Source organism: uncultured Tateyamaria sp. (genome assembly GCF_947503045.1).
Lineage (GTDB): Bacteria > Pseudomonadota > Alphaproteobacteria > Rhodobacterales > Rhodobacteraceae > Tateyamaria.
The window spans coordinates 926,857-944,008 of sequence record NZ_CANNCF010000001.1; the positions used below are offsets into that span (position 1 = coordinate 926,857).

Here is a 17,152-nt window from a genome sequence, read left to right on the forward strand (position 1 = left end):
TTTTCGGGTTCCTTATTCAGCCGCAATCGGCTCGTAGATGCTGGATGGCAAATCATAGCCCCACATACGGAAGCGTTCGGAGAAGTGCGAACGCACGCCGGTTGCGGTGAAATGACCAATGATCTTGTTGTCGGGGGTCAGGCCGACGCGCTGGTAGCGGAACACTTCCTGCATCGAAATGACGTCCCCTTCCATGCCGGTGATTTCGGTGATCGAGGTCATGCGACGCGAGCCGTCCTGCAGGCGCGAGGCCTGCACGATCAGGTTCACAGCCGATGAGATTTGCGAGCGGACCGCCTTGAGCGGCATCTCGATGCCCGCCATCGCGATCATGTTTTCCAGACGCGACACGCCGTCCCGCGCCGAGTTGGCGTGGATCGTGGTCATGGAACCGTCGTGGCCGGTGTTCATGGCCTGCAGCATGTCGATGACTTCTTCGCCGCGCGTCTCGCCGACGATGATGCGGTCGGGCCGCATCCGCAGGGCGTTTTTCAGACAGTCGCGGGGGGACACCTCGCCCTTGCCTTCGACGTTGGGCGGGCGGCTTTCCATCCGGCCCACATGGGTCTGTTGCAACTGAAGTTCCGCCGTGTCTTCGATGGTGAGGATACGTTCGGCATTGTCGATGAACGAGGAAAGAGCGTTGAGCGTGGTGGTCTTACCCGAACCTGTACCACCGGAGACGATGACGTTGAGGCGGGTGGCGACGGCGGCTTGCAGATATGCAGCCATTTCTTCGGTGAAGGCGCCGAATTGCACCAGATCGTCGATGCCCAGCTTGTCCTTTTTGAACTTACGAATGGAGACAAGGCTGCCATCCACCGCAATCGGCGGCACCATGGCGTTAAAGCGCGAGCCGTCTTTCAGGCGGGCGTCAACGTAAGGGTTGGATTCGTCAACACGACGACCCACGGCGGACACGATCTTGTCGATGATGCGCAGCAAGTGGCGTTCGTCCTTGAACGTGATGTCGGTCAGTTCCAGCTTACCGGCCCGTTCCACAAAGATCTGTTGCGGCCCGTTAACCAGAATATCGTTGACCGACTCGTCCTTCAGCAGGGTTTCGAGCGGGCCAAGGCCCATGACTTCGTCAAACAGTTCCTGATTGAGAACCTGACGGTCCTCTCGGTTCAGGATGATGTTCTTTTCTTCCAGGAATTCGCTGGAGATGGCCTGAATTTCCTGACGCAGATCGTTTTCGGTCGCCGTTTCCAGTGCCGACAGGTTCAGGTTGTCGAGCAGGGCACGGTGCAGTTCGAGTTTGATCTCGCCCATCCGCTCCTTTTTCTTGCGCTCTTTGTCCATCGGCACAACGGTGGCCGCACTTGCATTGGCCTTACGCGCGATCTTGGGCGCGGCGGCATCTGCCTTGGGCGCTTCTTCCACCTTTTCCGCAGGTGCGGCTTTGGCTGCTGGTGCGTCTTTTTTGTACTTGGAAAACATCGAATAACCCTTTGGTTATCGGATCACGCCGCTTTGACGTGGCCCTCGCTCAGTTCATGGATGGACGCGGCGAGTTTGGCGATCTCGCGACGCAATGGGTTCTTGGTGGCCGACGATGCCAGGGGCAGGCCGTGGTCCGCGCTTTGCGTGATCGGCTTGCCGCCATCGGGCATTTGGACTTCGACGGCGATATCGAGGCTTTCGGACAGGCGCTTGACCCGTGCCTTACCACCGAGATCGGTAAATTTCGGTGCACGGTTCAGCACGTAGCGCAGTTTTTCTATCGGCAATTCTTCGGATTGCAGCGCGCGTTTGAAGCGCAGCGTGTTCTGGGCCGACCGCAGGTCGAGTTCCAGCGTGACAAAGTAGAGGTGCGCGGCGGCCAGAACGGTTTCTGTCCACTGCACAAGGGTCGACGGCATGTCGATCACCACATAGTCAAAATGCGCGCGCGCCATTTCGATCACACGCCCGATGTCTTCGGGGGTGATCAGATCCAGCGGGATCATGTCGGCGGGTGCGGTCAGCACCTGCAGCTTTTCCTCGAAGGTCAGCAGGGACTGGCCAAAGCTTTCCTCGTCCATGGCTTCGGTGTCCGAAAGCATCTCGAACACGGCCTCGCGGCGGGGCAGATCGAGGAAGGTCGAGGCCGACCCGAATTGCAGATCAAAGTCCAGAAGGCACACATTGGGTGTCTCGCCGGGATTGAGCAGCGCCAGTTCCCAAGCCAGGTTCACGGCCAGAGTGGTGGAGCCTGTCCCACCGGCGACGCCGTGGGTGACAAAAACCGCGCCTTCCTTGTTGGCCCCGGTCTTGAGCTGTGCGGTGCGCTCGGTCTCGGCCGGTTGCGGGGCAACGGCGGTGCGCAGCCGATCAATGGCTGACAGCAATTCACCTTCGGGCAGGGGGTAGGGGACAAATTCGTCCGCCCCGCGCCGCAACAACTGGTGCAGCGAGGCGGGTGTGACGTCTTCGGCGATGAGGATAACCTTGATGTCGCGGGCCTTGGCCTGAGTGATGATTTCACCCATCAGAACAAGGTTGTCTTCGTCCGCATCGTCCAGGGCGAGGGCGACGAACTCCATCGCTTCGGCTTCGGGCTGGTTGAAAAAGGCGAGTGCTTCGGCAAATCCCAGATCACCCCAGGATTCACCCAGGGCCTGTTCCATATCTTCGATCAAAAGATCGAAATTCTGCACATCGCGGCTGATGGTACACGCCACGATCGGTGCTGTTTCTGGTTGCGGCATTACACTGCTCATTGCCCACTCGTCCTTCAATTGCGGAGCCGAGGGCCAAAAAGGGGCGGTGTTACGCCGTTGACCTGCGGTTCCTGCGCCCAATGCTCATTGGACATACGTATCCTCAAGAGCGTTTTTCGCAGGCAATTCAGGCGAGATTTGGGCTAAAAAACTCCAATTGTTGGGTTTCTTAGAACGATAAGGCGCGCAGACAGGGATTGTCTGCGCGCCAAAGCGGAAAAATCTGTGTGTTTTTACTGTTCGGTGCGCAGATCAGAGCCGGTGATACCGGACAGCTGGCTGGGCGCTTCGGCGGATTTGACATAGTCGCGGTAGATGATCTGCGCGTACTTGCCATCCAGAACAGTGGGGTTGGATTTCACGAAACCCGACACTTCGGTCACGGTGCGCCGATTGCGCCGTTCACGTCCTTGGGTCACGATCAGGGGCTGAGTTTCGCCAAAGGATGCCACGGCCTCAAGCCGCGAGCGGCTGATGCCTTGCGAGGCGAGGAAGCCGACAACCGCGCGGGCGCGGGCGAGGCCCAATTGCTTGTTATATCCGGCAGACCCCACCGCGTCCGTATGGCCATAGACCCGGAAGCGGACTTCGGGGAACTGGCGGATCCAATTTGCCTGCTGGCGCAGCGCATCTTGCGCGCCGGCATCCAGGACAGAGGAATTGAACGAGAAGTTCACCGTGGTGATCACCTCGGAGGCGAAACGGTTGGCCAGATCGAAGGTATAGCCCTGTTCGCCCGTCATGATCAGCGTGTTGTTCGCTGTGGCGTTGCCGAAGTGGCCAGTGTCCACCAATGCGCCCGCTTCACGATAGAACTGGGTGTAGACCGGATCGTTGGACGCCGTACACGCCGAGATTGCGAGGCTGCTTACCAGTGCGACTGAGATGATCGGTTTCATTGAACCCTGTCCTTAATCCAACACGTAGCCATAAGAGCCGGAGAAGTCCTGTTTGGCAACCTCGCCTGCAGCCCCTTGTTTGGGAACGCGGGTGCCCGCGGCTGTGCGACCATACAGGAACAAATCCTTTTCGCTGGGTGGTTTGATGCGATCAGTGGGCAGCGCCAGGATGTCACCCCGAACAGGGGACACAAGATGCGCTGTGATGATGATCACAAGTTCAGTTTGGTTGCGCTGATACGACGCCGAGCGGAACAGTGCGCCCAGGATCGGCACATCGCCAAGCCAGGGCAACTGGCTGGAGTTGTCGTCGAAGTTGTCTTCGAGCAGACCAGCGATGGCAAAGCTCTCTCCGTCGCGCATCTCGACCGTGGTCGATGTCTCGCGCCGCGAGAAGGCGTCGATTTCAAAACCGTTCACCGCAAAGCCGTTGGTTGGGTCGATGGCCGACACAGCCGCCTCAAGCTCGAGGTTGATCAGGTCCTTGTCCACCACGCGGGGGATAAAGTTGAGTTCGATCCCGAAAGGCTTGAACTCGATGGTGATCACGCCGTTGTCCTGGCTGACGGGGACGGGATATTCGCCACCTGCAAGGAACTTGGCCTCCTGGCCGGACAAAGCGACCAGGTTTGGTTCGGCCAGCGTGCGCACAACCCCTTTGGTTTCAAGGGCTTCAAGCAGCAGACCCACCTGGGTGTTGCCGGTGTTGAAGCCAAAGAGAATCGCACCTGCGTTTTCGTTGATGGCCGGGATATTGCCGCCAAGGCTGGTGCCGACACCGCCCGAGCTGTTTGTTGTCCCGGTCCCGCCGTTTACGCCCACATCACCCGAGAACAGGGTGCCGTTCAGCGACAGCGAAGAGCTGAGAGATTTGGAAACCGAGCGGTTCATCTCGGCAAACCGGACCTTGAGCATGACCTGCTGGACGCCACCGACGCTCATCAGGTTGGAAACGCGGCCTTCGGCGTAGCGTTCTGCCAGATCAAGTGCGCGTTGCAGCCGTGCGGTCGATGATACGACGCCCGACAGCACGATACCGTCATTGGCGGTGCGTACCTCGATCTTTTCACCCGGAAGGATCTGGCGAAGCCGCTCCTTGAATTCCGAGATGTCTGCCGCGACCCGCACGTTCACATTCGTGATCAGGCGGCCATTGGCATCCAGAAGGGTGAGTGTTGTCAGTCCCGGCGCTTTCCCGAGCACATATATAGTGCGGTCGCTGAGCGAGGAGATGTCCGCGATGGCCGGGTTGGCGATGCTGAGCTCTGCAAAGGGCTCTTCGCTTTCCACGACAACGGCCCGGTTCATGGGCACGTTCAGCGTTGCTTCGCTGGCGGTGCGCACGACCTTGAGGTTCTCTGCGTGTGCTGCAGAAAACGCCATCGGGCTGATAGCAAGGGACAACCCGAGAAGGGATGCTTTGAAAATTCCGTCAATGTTCATGTGACCTGCCTTTTTGATCACGCCTCTATGCCGGGTCTTATTGCCCGCGATCGTCACGGGTCGTTTGCCCGCGTATTGGGATCACCATGGGACACTTTGGTTTTTATTGCAAGAATCAATGGGTTCAGGGAGTTCTTTTATGTGGATAACTGGCAACAGACCCCAAAACGCAACCGGCGCCCCCAAGAGGGAGCGCCGGTTTAAGTCTTTGATTTCTAGGCTCAGTTTGTGCAGGGGATCGGAATTTCGACAACCTCTGCGCCGCGGCGTGTGCGGATCGAACAGGTCTTTTCTTCCTCGACTGCGGCTTTGACTTCCTGGGTTGCGATACCCAAAAGTGAGCGTTGATCGACTTCGATGGCGGCCGCGACGGTATCGTCTTCGGCGCCGACAAGCGACAGCGACAGGCGACCCGACGACTGGGCCTGCGCCAGCTTGGCCACCTTCGCGGGCGGAATGGAGACGGTCACGGTCTGGGCAATGGTCGCCCCGTCCAGATCACCGGCGGCGTTCTGGTCGATGGCAATCAGCTTGACGCCCGGTTCGATCAGTTTGGTCACTTCACCACGGTCCTGGCTGAGCGATTGGTCCACACGGCCGGTCCAGTACACGTCGACCCGGTCACCCGGACGCAGGAAGCCGGATACACCCGAGGCCACGTCAACTTTGATGGCAAAGGCGCGCATGCCGCGTTCCAGCCGCGAAGTCAGGCCTGCCTCTTCACCGGGTTCGGTCACTTTGACCTCAAGGACGGCTTCGTCCTTTTCCATGGTGCGCAACACGACGCGGGCCGCGGTCACACCTTCGGCAAAGATGGGATTGTCTTCTGTAAAGGCGCCCTCGGGGATGGCATTTTCAGGCCAGTCCACGGTACGCACGTCTTCCATGGTGAGCGCCTCGCCGTATTTCAGGGGGCGATCCGCCACGTAGACGGGGATTGTGGGCACGATCTTTTCCCGCTGCGCGCGTTCCTTGGCGAGCGCCGTCTGATATTGCCCGATGTAATTCTTGGCCATGTATACGGCACCCCCCGCCAGGGCGATCCCGGCCAAAAGCACCAATCCGAAAACCATTCGCATAGTAATACCTCATATCTGGGCCCATCATCACCGGAAGGGTGCGGGCCTCTTGGGATCAGGTGTGTCATCAAAATGTGGCAGATTCTGGGACGCGGGACGGTGTTAAGGTGGCATCTGCCCTCTTGGGGCGTTCACCCACGACAAACGCCCGAGGCTGGCCCGGGCGCACGTCGTACAAATATAGATGTGTTTAGAACTGCCAGCCGGTCATAAAGGCTTCGACACCGGCAGAGACGCCGACGGAGCCATTTGTAAGTGCAAGCACAAGGGCCACCGCAAGAGCGACAATCGCCGCGGTCAGCACAACCCAGTCCACGGTGACAGCACCGTCTTCGTCGTTGTGGAATTTCTTCAGAAATCGGGTCATGGCAAAAGCACCTTTTCGGAATGGTAACGGAAACTCGTAGGCGTAAAAAAGGGCTGCGCCCGGATGCGGTCGCAGCCCCCGTATCGTAGTGACCTTCAGGTCAGACCAACTTAGTTAGGGTCTTGAGCCTGCAGGAATGTGTCGGTGTCAGCTGTCAGCTCAGTCGCGCCGGTTTCGATCGACGTGTAAGCTGCAACGGCCAGACCAACAACTGCGGCTGTCAGAACAACCCAGTCAACTGTCACGGCACCGTCTTCGTCGTTACGGAAGTTTTTGATAAATTTCATCATTGTTGTGTCCCTCCAAAGGATCAGTAGATTTACGTTTTAACCTCGCCGTCTGATATGGGCCGCTCTCTCTCATTGGCCCAGGTCCGACTTGGTATAGAGCTTTATAGCCTTGGGATTGGGGCACGAATTTGGCGGCATATTGGGCATTTCAGGTCGCATCCCAGAAAATTTGAAAAATCCGCATAGCATTCTGAAATCACACTGTTTTTTTTGGGGGTAAATTTTGCTTGCTGATAATTTTTATCAAAGGGCGTGGCAAATAAGGCAAAACTGCCATGTTTGGCGTGAACAAAGGTGGTTAGAGCCCGGTTTTTTTGCTAAATTGTATCCAATCTCGGTCGTAGAACCGATGTCTTGAGGCGAACCATGATACCCAGATATTTGATCTGCGCCGCCATGATGGCAGCGCTGGTGGGAGCTTGCCCCGTTGCGGCCAAGGATCCCCCTCCGTTCAAGGATTTTTCGGCCAAGCGGGTCAAACCGCCCAGTGCAGGTACGAAAAAGCGCATCACCATTCAGATTGATCCGGCCGAGGCAGCCGTGGCGGCAGCCCCCGCACCTGGCGAGAATGCAGCCCAGCCCCGCGCCAGCCGCTATGACTGGTTCTGGAACGATATCTCGCCGGACATTGCCGATTCAGGACCCGGACGACTGGATCTGGCCATGCGCGCGCTGGCCCGGTCAGACGCGCCGGTGCCCGTACCCCGCCTGCAGCAGATGCAGGCGCTGGCGCAAGCGCAGGGCATCGACATCCTAAAGGCCACCATCGGCACCGACGTGTCCCCGGCGCTGGTGCTGGCGGTGATGATGGTGGAATCAGGTGGTGTTGCGGATGCCAAAAGCGGGGCCGGGGCCGAGGGCCTCATGCAGTTGATGCCCGATACAGCGTCCCGTTTCGGGGTCGACGACAGTTTTGAGCCTGCGCAGAACATTGCGGGCGGGGTGAAATACCTCGACTGGCTGATGGGGCATTTTGACCACGACCCGGTTCTGGTGCTGGCGGGGTACAATGCGGGCGAGGGGGCTGTGCGCAAACATCAGGGTGTGCCGCCATACCCGGAAACCCGCGACTACGTGCCCAAGGTGCTGGCGACGTTCCAACTGGCGCGCGGGCTGTGCATTACACCGCCGGTGCTGGTCACCGACGGCTGTGTGTTCGCCGCCCTGAACTGACGCTGGCAGAAATTCTCGGAATTTCCGGTCCGTTTTCCGACTTCGGAAAACGTCTCCGCGTGGATGTCAGATAATCGTTGCTTCGGTTGCGGCGCGCATTTCGTCCTCGGTAACCCCATCGGCGGTTTCGACGATCTGCAGGCCGCCCTCGACCACGTCCAGTACCCCGAGATTGGTGATGATGCGATCCACCACCGCCTGACCGGTCAGCGGCAGGGTGCATGCCTTGAGCACCTTGCTGTCGCCGTGCTTGTTGGTGTGGTCCATGACCACCACCACGCGGCCCACGCCTGCCACAAGGTCCATCGCCCCGCCCATGCCCTTGACCAGCTTGCCCGGGATCATCCAGTTGGCCAGATCTCCGTTCTCGGCCACTTCCATCGCGCCCAGGATCGCCATCGCGATCTTGCCGCCCCGGATCATGCCGAAGGACTGGGCAGAATCGAAATAGGCCGTCTGCGGCAGTTCGGTGATTGTCTGTTTGCCCGCGTTGATCAGATCGGCGTCTTCGGTGCCCTCGATCGGGAAAGGGCCCATGCCCAGCATGCCGTTTTCCGATTGCAGCGTCACCTCGACCCCGTCGGGGATATAGTTGGACACAAGCGTCGGAATGCCGATCCCGAGGTTCACATACCAGCCGTCTTCGAGTTCCTGTGCGGCGCGCGCCGCCATTTGGTTACGGTCCCAGGGCATGTATTTTCCTTTTAGGCGTCCAGAAGGGTCGCGCCCGCGGGCACGTCGATGGTGATAAAGCTGCCAGCGGCACCGCGGCCCAGTTGCAGCGTGCCCTCAAGCCCTTCGATCAGGCCCGAGACGATGCGTCCGCCCATGGTGCGGCTGTCGGGCCATTGCATGTCCGAAGGCACACCGACGCCGTCATCGGACACGGTCAGGCGCAGCCCTCCGGCGCTTAGCTGGCTCATGCGAATCTCGACCAGCCCGCTGTCCATGCGATCAAAGGCGTGCTGAAAGGCGTTGGTCAGCACCTCGGACAGAACGAGGCCGACGCGGGTCGCCGTTTCAATGGGAACCTCGAGCGGTTCGACCTGCAGGTTCATCCGCACGCCGGGACGACCCAATGTGTGCGCGATGGCAGATGACAGGCGCGACAGGTAGCTGCCCATCTGGATGCTGTCGCGGTTGGATTGGGAATCCGCCAGCTTCATCTCTTCATAAAGCAGTTGCAGAGTTTCGATGCGGCGGTGCAGGGCGGCAAAATCCTCTGGCACGGATGTGGCTGCCGACTGGCGGCGGATCATGCCGATGACCATGGACAGGTCCGTGGCCACGCGGTTCTGTATCTCGATCAGCGCGGCGTTGATCTCTTCGGCGCTGGCATCGGTGTCGCCGTTGCGCAGTTCCTTCTGGATGCCAATGAAATATTGCAGCTTGCCCTGATTGTCATGCAGCGGTGAGATCACCAGCCGGTTGCGGTATTTTTCACCGCTGGCGCGATAGTTGATGATGTCGACGGTGACGGTCTGTTCGTTCTCGATCGAATGGCGCAGCTTGTCCACATCTGCCTTGCTGGTGTCCTCACCCTGCAAAAAGCGGCAGTTGCGCCCGATGGCGGCCGACCGGGCAAAGCCGGTTGAGCGGGCAAAGGCCTCGTTCACATAGACGATGGGGTTGTCTTCCAGATACGGGTTGGTCACCACGATCGCGACTTGGGCGCGATTGTACCCGTCAAAGGCCGCATCCTCTTCAAGAAGCTGTTCCAAGGTGTCTGGCACGATCCTGCTCCCTTTTTAGGCCGCGCGCGTTGTACGTTGTTCGATCCGCTTTTCATGTTCGCCCTGCACGATGCGGTGCACATAGATGCCGGGCAGGTGGATCGAATCCGGGTCAAGCGACCCCGTCGGCACGATTTCCTCGACCTCAGCGATGCAGATCTTGCCGCACATGGCAGCCGGGGGGTTGAAGTTGCGTGCTGTCTTGCGGAACACGAGATTGCCGGTGGCATCCGCCTTCCACGCCTTGACGATGGCGAGATCCGCAAAGATCCCCTTTTCGAGGATATAGGTCTGGCCGTCGAATTCCTTGTGCTCTTTGCCTTCGGCGATCACGGTGCCCACGCCGGTCTTGGTATAAAAGCCGGGGATGCCGCAGCCGCCGGCGCGCATACGCTCGGCCAATGTGCCCTGGGGGTTGAATTCCAGCTCAAGTTCACCCGACAGATATTGGCGCATGAACTCGGCGTTTTCGCCCACATACGAGCTGATCATTTTCTTGACCTGGCGCGTCTGCAACAGGATGCCGATGCCGAAATCATCGACGCCCGCGTTGTTGGAGGCAAAGGTCAGATCCTTGGTGCCTGCGTCCTTGATCGCGTCCAGCAACAGTTCCGGAATGCCGCACAGGCCAAATCCACCTGCCGCGATGAACATGCCATCAAACAGCACACCATCAAGCGCTTCAGCCGCTGAGCCGTAAATCTTTTTCATTGCTGTTCCCCCGACACTTCCGCAGAAGCCTGACACTCTTCATAAAATAACTGACGGGCGGGTGCAATAAAGTCAACGAATACAGGCGGTGCACGGCGGTATACTGCGACAATTTTTCTCGCAAGCCGTGTGGATCAGGATGCCTCTTTGGTCGCTGTCTTTTTCTTGGCGGGTTTCTTTTTGGCTGCGGGCTTCTTTTTGGCGGTCTTTTTCTTGGCCGGTGCTTTTTCGATGATGAGCTGCACGGCCATGTCCATGGTGACGTTTTCGGGTTCGGTGCCCTTGGGGATGGTCGCGTTGACCTTGCCCCATTTGACGTAAGGCCCGTATTTGCCCTTCATCACCGATACAGGTCCGCCCTCCTCGGGGTGTTCCCCCAACTCGTGCAGCGGTTTGGCAGCAGCCCCGCGTCCGCCCCGGCTCGCCAGCTTTTCGGCCAGCAGTTGCACGGCGCGGTTCATGCCCACGGTCCAGACCTCGTCGATCCCTTCGAGGTTGGCATTGGTGCCACCACGGTCCGACGTGCTTTCGGCATGTTTGATGTAAGGCCCGTAGCGTCCGATATTGGCCCAGACCATCATGCCGTCCTCAGGGTGCGGCCCGATTTCGCGGGGCAGGGACAGCAGCATGACGGCGCGGTCCAGTTCCAATTCCTCCGGTGCCCAATCCTTGGGGATCGACTGGCGCGGGGGTTTCTTATTCTCTTCGGTGACGGCGCCGCGCTGCACATAGGGGCCGAAACGGCCCTTGAAGACGCGGATCTCATCGCCATTGTCCTCGCCGAGCAGCTTGCCCTCGGGGGGGATGGCGCTGGCCTCGGCCTCTGGGTCCGGCGGGCCGAAGGGGCGGGTGTAGCGGCATTCTGGGTAGTTCGAGCAGCCGATAAAGGCCCCGCCCGAGCGCGCGGTGCGCATGCTCAGCCGTCCAGCCCCGCAATTCGGGCACAGGCGCGGATCGCCCCCGTCTTCAAGCGGCGGGAAGAGGTGCGGTTCCAGCACCTCGTTGATCTTTTCCAGCACTTCGGTGATGCGCAATTCGGAGGTTTCGGCAATGGCGGCGGAAAAATCCGTCCAGAACCGGCCGAGCACATCCTTATAGTCGCGGCTGCCCGCGCTCACGTCATCAAGCTGTTCCTCAAGATCGGCGGTGAAATCATAGCCCACATAGCGGCGAAAGTAGTTCTCGAGAAAGGCGATCACCAGCCGCCCCTTGTCCTCGGGGATCAGGCGGTTGCGGTCCTTGCGCACATATCCGCGATCCTGAATGGTCGTGACGATGCTGGCATAGGTCGAGGGGCGGCCAATGCCGAGCTCTTCCATCCGCTTGACGAGGGTCGCCTCGGTGTAGCGGGGCGGGGGCTGGGTAAAGTGCTGTTCGGGGGTCACGCCGCGTTTCTCGGCGGATTCACCTTGGGTCAGTTGCGGCAGGCGCTTGTCGTCGTCATCGACAACTTCGTCATCGCGCCCCTCTTCGTAGACCTTGAGGAACCCGTCAAACAGGATCACTTGCCCGGTGGCGCGCAAGCTCACCTGTTCGTCGGCGCTGCCGATTTCGACCGTGGTGCGCTCCAGCCGCGCACCTTCCATCTGGCTGGCGAGCGTGCGTTTCCAGATCAGATCATAGAGCTTGCGCTGATCCGCATCCGTCACCGGCAGGTCGTCAGGTTTGACGGTCATATCGGTGGGGCGCACGCATTCGTGGGCCTCTTGCGCATTCTTGGCCTTGTTTTTGTAGATGCGCGGTTTGTCCGGCACATAGTCCTTGCCATAGAAACTGGCGATGGCCTCGCGGGCGGCGGTGACGGCCTCGGGGGCCATGTCGATGCCGTCGGTCCGCATATAAGTAATGTAGCCTGCCTCATAGAGACGCTGCGCCGTGCTCATCGCGGCGCGCGCGCCCATGCCGAACTTGCGGCTGGCCTCTTGCTGCAGGGTCGAGGTCATGAAGGGGGCGGAGGGGTTGCGCGAAGCCGGCTTGGCCTCGACAGAAGTGATTTTCAGATCGCGGCTGGAGATGGCCGCGACGGCCATGTCGGCCTGCGTCTGGTTTTCCAGATCAAAGCGGTCGAGCTTTTTGCCTGCAAGGCTGACAAGGCGCGCCTCGTATTCCTGCCCTCGGGGGGAGGCCAGAACAGCCTTGACCGACCAGTATTCGCGGTTGCGGAACGCCTCGATCTCCATCTCGCGCTCGGTCAGGATGCGCAGGCAGACCGATTGCACACGGCCTGCGGATTTCGCGCCGGGCAGTTTGCGCCACAAAACGGGGCTCAGGTTGAAGCCCACAAGATAATCGAGCGCGCGGCGGGCCAGATAGGCCTCAACCAGCGGCATGTCGACCTGGCGGGCGTTGGCCATGGCCTCGGTCACGGCGGCCTTGGTGATAGCGTTGAAGGTGACGCGGCTGACGGGCGTGTCTTTCTTGATCGATTTGCGCTTGGTCAGGGCCTCTTGCAGGTGCCAGCTGATCGCCTCGCCCTCGCGGTCGGGGTCGGTTGCGAGGATCAGTGCATTGTCTTCTTTCAGCGCGTCGGCGATGGCCTTGACGTGCTTTTTGCTGTCGCTTGCGACCTCCCAAAGCATGTCGAATTCGTTGTCCGGATCAACCGATCCGTCCTTGGGCGGCAGGTCACGCACATGCCCGTAACTGGCCAGAACGGTATAGTCGTCGCCCAGATATTTGTTGATTGTCTTGGCTTTAGCCGGGGATTCGACAACGACGACAGGCATTTAACGGATCAACCTCTGACGGGAAAACTGGGGGCTCTATGGCCGCGCAAGATGTGGTGTGCAAGAGCGGAATGTCAACGGGGCCCAGCCCCGTGTCTTTAACTGGCGCGGGTCAGCAGGCCACCGGGGGCGCGATCGATGCTGCCGTCAAGCTCCAGTTCGACCAGCACCGGGGCCACGCTGGCAGAGGGCGCGCCAAGGTCGCGGATCAACTGATCCTCGGCCAGCGGCGAGGGGCCGAGGCGCGACAGGATCTGGCCGTGCAGATTGGCAGTTTCGCGCAATGTGCGGCTGTCGCTGGGGCGGGTCGCGGGAGGCTCCAGCGGCAGTTCGGGTGCGCGCGGCGCAATGGGGGCCAGCGCTTCGAGCACATCGGCGGCATCCCGCACAAGCGTCGCCCCATCCCGTATCAGCATGTTGCAGCCCGAGGCCCGCGAATCCATTGGATGGCCCGGCACCGCCAGCACGTCGCGGCCCAAATCGAGTGCATCCCGTGCGGTGATCAGACTGCCCGACTTGGCCGCCGCCTCGACGACCACGGTGGCCTGCGCCAGTCCCGAGATCAGCCGATTGCGCGCCGGAAAGTGGCGCGCCATGGGTTGCAGGCCCATGGGCTGTTCACTGATCCGCGCGCCTTTTTGGGCGATGTCCTGGGCAAGTTGGGCGTTTTCGGCCGGATAGATGGTGTCGACCCCTCCGGCTTGTACGGCGATGGTGCCTGTCTCAAGTGCGGCCAGATGGGCGGCGGCATCCACGCCGCGCGCAAGGCCGGAGACAACGACATAACCCGCAGCCCCCAGATCACTGGCCAGTTTGCGCGCCATGCGCGTCCCCAGCGACGAGGCATTTCGGGCACCAACCAGCGCAATGGCAGGCTTTTGCAACCACGCAAGATCACCGATCACCCATAAAAACGGGGGTGCGTCGCGCAGATCGTTCAGCGGGGCAGGGTAGTCGGGCGTGCCTTGGGCCACGAGGCGTGCACCCGCTGCGCGACCGGCCTTGAGTTCCGCGCAAATGACGCCTTCGGGGCAAATGGAGTATTTCGAGACGCCGGCGGCGCGCGCTACCTCCGGTAGCGCGGCCAGCGCGTTTTGCGCAGTGCCGTGTTCAATCAGCAAACGTTGATACGTCGAAATGCCAACCCGGCGTGAGCGCAACAGACGAAGACACGAGAACTGGTCATCTTCCGAGGTGGGTGGGAGTGGGGGGTGAGTGGAAGAAGGATGGGTATCCTTTTCAGTCATCCGTTGCTCCGTCCGTTGCTGCATTTGTTATAGAATTTACAAGGTTAACAACGCATGAACGCATCCTGTCCAATGAGAGACAAACCCGTTGTTCGTTGTTTTCATGGACGTATTTCAGCGCAGGATTTGTGTGCGGGAACGGAACAAGAACAAATTTGGCGCCCCAACCTCCCCCAAAATAGGGAGGTCAAAGCCCTCATCGCCTCATGCGGTACCAAATTCGCGCGACTCACCCTCAAGGTGATTCTTCAGGAGGCGGAGCCGCCGACCGTCAGCCCGCCGATCATCAATGTGGGCTGGCCCACACCCACCGGCACCCATTGCCCGGCCTTGCCGCAATTGCCCATGCCGGGATCAAGCGCCATGTCATTGCCGATGGCGCGGATGTGTTTGAGCGCGGTCGCCCCGTCCCCGATCAGCGTCGCCCCGTTAACGGGCGCGCCGACCTTGCCGTTTTGCACGCGATAGGCCTCGGTGCAGGAAAACACGAACTTGCCATTTGTGATGTCGACCTGCCCGCCGCCAAAGCCAACGGCATAGATCCCGTCCTTGAGGTCAGCCACGATGTCGCCCGGGGCCACGTCGCCGCCCAGCATGTAGGTGTTGGTCATGCGTGGCATCGGCGCGTGCGCATAGCTTTGACGCCGCCCGTTGCCGGTGGCCGCCACGCCCATCAGGCGCGCATTCTGGCGGTCCTGCATGTAGCCGACCAGCACGCCGTCCTCGATCAGCACGTTCTTGGCCGAGGGGGTCCCTTCGTCATCCACGGTGATCGAGCCGCGCCGGTCGGGGATTGTGCCGTCATCGAGCACGGTGACCCCGCGCGCGGCAATCTGCTGGCCCATGAGCCCGGCAAAGGCCGAGCTGCCCTTGCGGTTGAAGTCCCCTTCAAGCCCGTGCCCGATGGCCTCGTGCAGCAGGATGCCGGGCCAGCCGGGGCCAAGCACCACGTCCATCACCCCCGCCGGGGCCGGGACCGCATCAAGGTTCACCACGGCCACCCGCAGTGCCTCGCGCGCTTTGGCCTGCCAGTCGGCGCGATCAATCAGCCCATCAAGGCCAACACGGCCCCCGCCACCTGCACTGCCGCTTTCGCGCCGCCCGTTCTGTTCGACAATGACCGAGATGTTAAGGCGGCTCATCGGGCGCACATCGCGCACCGTGTGCCCATCTGCGCGCAGGATTTCGATCTCCTGCAGCGACGCGGCGATCGAGGCCGAGACCTGCACCACACGCGAATCAAGGTCGCGCAGGTAGGCATCGACCTCTTTCAGCGTCTCGAGCTTTACCGGAAAGGGGGCTCCGGCGATGGGATCGTCGCTGGTGTAGAGGTGGCGATTGGTGGCTTTCGGCGCATCGGCCATGGTGCCTCCGCCGCTTCCGACAGCCAATCGCGCGGTTTCAGCAGCCCTGCGCAGGGCGGATTCGCTGATCTCGGTGGAATGGGCATAGCCTGCCACTTCGCCGCGCACGGCGCGCAGGCCAAAGCCCTTGGCGGCATCATAACTGGCCGTTTTCAGGCGGCCATCGTCATATACCAGCGACTCCGAGCGGCGTTGTTCGAAAAACAACTCGCCATCATCCGCCCCCGCCGTGGCGGCGCGCAGCACGTCCAATGCGGTGTCTCGATCAACCTCTGTGTCCAGAGGGGCGAAGGGGGCGTCGGTCATGGCAGGCTCCTGCGGGTTCATGGGGGGCGAAATATGCGCGAAGCGTCCGTTTGACGCGCCCCTTAAGTCTTTATCTTGCGATCAAGATATGATTGTAAGTTCCGGTAATACAACGGGAGGAGAGTGCGGTGCGCGTATTCGCCCTCTCAAGGACCCCAGGATCGCTCCAACAAGTTCAGGACGACGACATGAAAAAGCTTTTCTCGATATCGGGCGTTTTTGCCGCTTTGGCCGCCGCCCCCGCTTGGGCCCAGGATGGGCTTGAAGTGATTGGCCGCCCGGTGGATGGTGCCATGGGCTTTCAGCCCGCCGCCACCGAAGTGGCCCGCCGGTTGCAGTGGCTGGATGGAATGATCCTGATCATCATCACCGCCATTACGCTCTTTGTCTGCGCGCTGCTGGCCTGGGTGGTCATCCGCTTCAACCGCAAGCGCAACCCTGAGGCGGCGACGTTCACGCACCACACGCCGGTCGAGATTGCTTGGACGGTGATTCCGATCGTGATCCTTGTCTTTATCGGTGCCTTCTCGCTTCCCACTCTGTTTCACCAGCAGGAAATTCCAGAGGCCGACATCACCATTAAGGCGACAGGCTACCAGTGGTTCTGGGGCTATGAGTATGTGGACGAAGGCTTTGCCTTTGACGCCTACATGATTGGTGCGCCAGCCACGGGCGGTGACAATTCGCTGACACCCGAAACCGAGGCCGCGTTGGTCGAGGCGGGCTATTCGCGCGAAGACTTCCTGTTGGCGACCGACAACGCCATGGTGATCCCAGTGAACAAGACCATCGTGGTTCAGGTCACGGGTGCTGATGTGATCCATGCATGGACCATCCCGGCCTTTGGCGTGAAACAGGATGCCGTGCCCGGACGTCTGGCTGAACTGTGGTTCGAGGTCGAAAAAGAGGGCATTTACTACGGTCAATGTTCCGAACTGTGCGGGATTGCCCATGCCTATATGCCGATCACGGTCAAGGTTGTCTCGGAAGAGGCCTATGCCGAATGGCTGGCAGGCGCCAAGGCCGAGTTTGCCGGCACGCCCAAGACGCTGACCGTCGCGTCGAACTGAACCCGTAAGGTGGGGTTCAACCCCACCCTACACCCCAGC

The 17,152-nt window shown here is 60.4% G+C and carries 15 protein-coding genes; 2 read left to right on the forward strand and 13 right to left on the reverse strand.

The features are described 5' to 3' along the window. Positions 1-12: 12 nt before the first annotated feature. The 7 genes from Q1A89_RS04745 to Q1A89_RS04775 form a co-directional block, all read right to left on the reverse strand. The gene (locus Q1A89_RS04745) at positions 13-1,443 is read right to left on the reverse strand and encodes a CpaF family protein (RefSeq protein ID WP_299724434.1); all 1,431 of its coding nucleotides are present in this window, start codon (positions 1,441-1,443) and stop codon (positions 13-15) included. A gap of 23 nt (positions 1,444-1,466) precedes the next feature. Next, on the reverse strand, positions 1,467-2,705 hold the full coding sequence (locus tag Q1A89_RS04750) for an AAA family ATPase (RefSeq protein ID WP_299724436.1): 1,239 nt from the start codon (positions 2,703-2,705) through the stop codon (positions 1,467-1,469). A 233-nt stretch (positions 2,706-2,938) separates the two neighbouring features. Then, positions 2,939-3,604 (reverse strand): OmpA family protein, encoded by a 666-nt coding sequence (locus Q1A89_RS04755; RefSeq protein WP_299724438.1) that lies wholly within the window; start codon positions 3,602-3,604, stop codon positions 2,939-2,941. 12 nt (positions 3,605-3,616) lie between these two features. Beyond that, entirely contained in the window at positions 3,617-5,047 is a 1,431-nt protein-coding gene (locus tag Q1A89_RS04760; protein WP_299724440.1) for a type II and III secretion system protein family protein, read from the reverse strand. 221 nt (positions 5,048-5,268) lie between these two features. Beyond that, on the reverse strand, positions 5,269-6,126 hold the full coding sequence (cpaB, locus tag Q1A89_RS04765; RefSeq protein ID WP_299724442.1) for a Flp pilus assembly protein CpaB: 858 nt from the start codon (positions 6,124-6,126) through the stop codon (positions 5,269-5,271). Positions 6,127-6,316: 190 nt separating this feature from the next. After that, the gene (locus Q1A89_RS04770) at positions 6,317-6,493 is read right to left on the reverse strand and encodes a hypothetical protein (RefSeq protein ID WP_299724444.1); all 177 of its coding nucleotides are present in this window, start codon (positions 6,491-6,493) and stop codon (positions 6,317-6,319) included. 110 nt (positions 6,494-6,603) lie between these two features. Then, the gene (locus Q1A89_RS04775; protein ID WP_299724446.1) at positions 6,604-6,783 is read right to left on the reverse strand and encodes a hypothetical protein; all 180 of its coding nucleotides are present in this window, start codon (positions 6,781-6,783) and stop codon (positions 6,604-6,606) included. Between the two features lie 399 nt (positions 6,784-7,182). Between Q1A89_RS04775 and Q1A89_RS04780 the strand changes: the two genes are divergently transcribed. Next, entirely contained in the window at positions 7,183-7,956 is a 774-nt protein-coding gene (locus tag Q1A89_RS04780) for a lytic transglycosylase domain-containing protein (protein ID WP_299726091.1), read from the forward strand. A 66-nt stretch (positions 7,957-8,022) separates the two neighbouring features. Here the strand turns inward: Q1A89_RS04780 and Q1A89_RS04785 are convergent, their stop codons facing one another. From Q1A89_RS04785 to tldD, 6 genes are all read right to left on the reverse strand, one after another. After that, complete coding sequence (locus Q1A89_RS04785) at positions 8,023-8,649, reverse strand: 3-oxoacid CoA-transferase subunit B (RefSeq protein ID WP_299724448.1); 627 nt, start codon at positions 8,647-8,649, stop codon at positions 8,023-8,025. An 11-nt stretch (positions 8,650-8,660) separates the two neighbouring features. Then, positions 8,661-9,689, reverse strand: coding sequence for a PAS domain-containing protein (locus tag Q1A89_RS04790; protein ID WP_299724450.1), 1,029 nt, complete (start codon positions 9,687-9,689; stop codon positions 8,661-8,663). A gap of 15 nt (positions 9,690-9,704) precedes the next feature. Beyond that, on the reverse strand, positions 9,705-10,400 hold the full coding sequence (locus tag Q1A89_RS04795) for a CoA transferase subunit A (protein ID WP_299724452.1): 696 nt from the start codon (positions 10,398-10,400) through the stop codon (positions 9,705-9,707). A gap of 134 nt (positions 10,401-10,534) precedes the next feature. After that, a complete protein-coding gene (gene topA / locus Q1A89_RS04800; protein ID WP_299724454.1) occupies positions 10,535-13,126 on the reverse strand; it encodes a type I DNA topoisomerase in 2,592 nt (863 codons plus the stop codon). A gap of 98 nt (positions 13,127-13,224) precedes the next feature. Beyond that, positions 13,225-14,373 carry a DNA-processing protein DprA gene (dprA, locus tag Q1A89_RS04805; RefSeq protein WP_299724456.1) on the reverse strand — a complete coding sequence of 383 codons (1,149 nt, stop codon included), beginning with the start codon at positions 14,371-14,373 and terminating at the stop codon, positions 13,225-13,227. Between the two features lie 248 nt (positions 14,374-14,621). Next, positions 14,622-16,043, reverse strand: a complete 1,422-nt coding sequence (gene tldD / locus Q1A89_RS04810) for a metalloprotease TldD (protein ID WP_299724458.1) — start codon at positions 16,041-16,043, stop codon at positions 14,622-14,624. A 188-nt stretch (positions 16,044-16,231) separates the two neighbouring features. Between tldD and coxB the strand changes: the two genes are divergently transcribed. Beyond that, entirely contained in the window at positions 16,232-17,113 is an 882-nt protein-coding gene (gene coxB / locus Q1A89_RS04815) for a cytochrome c oxidase subunit II (protein ID WP_299724460.1), read from the forward strand. Positions 17,114-17,152 lie beyond the last annotated feature (39 nt).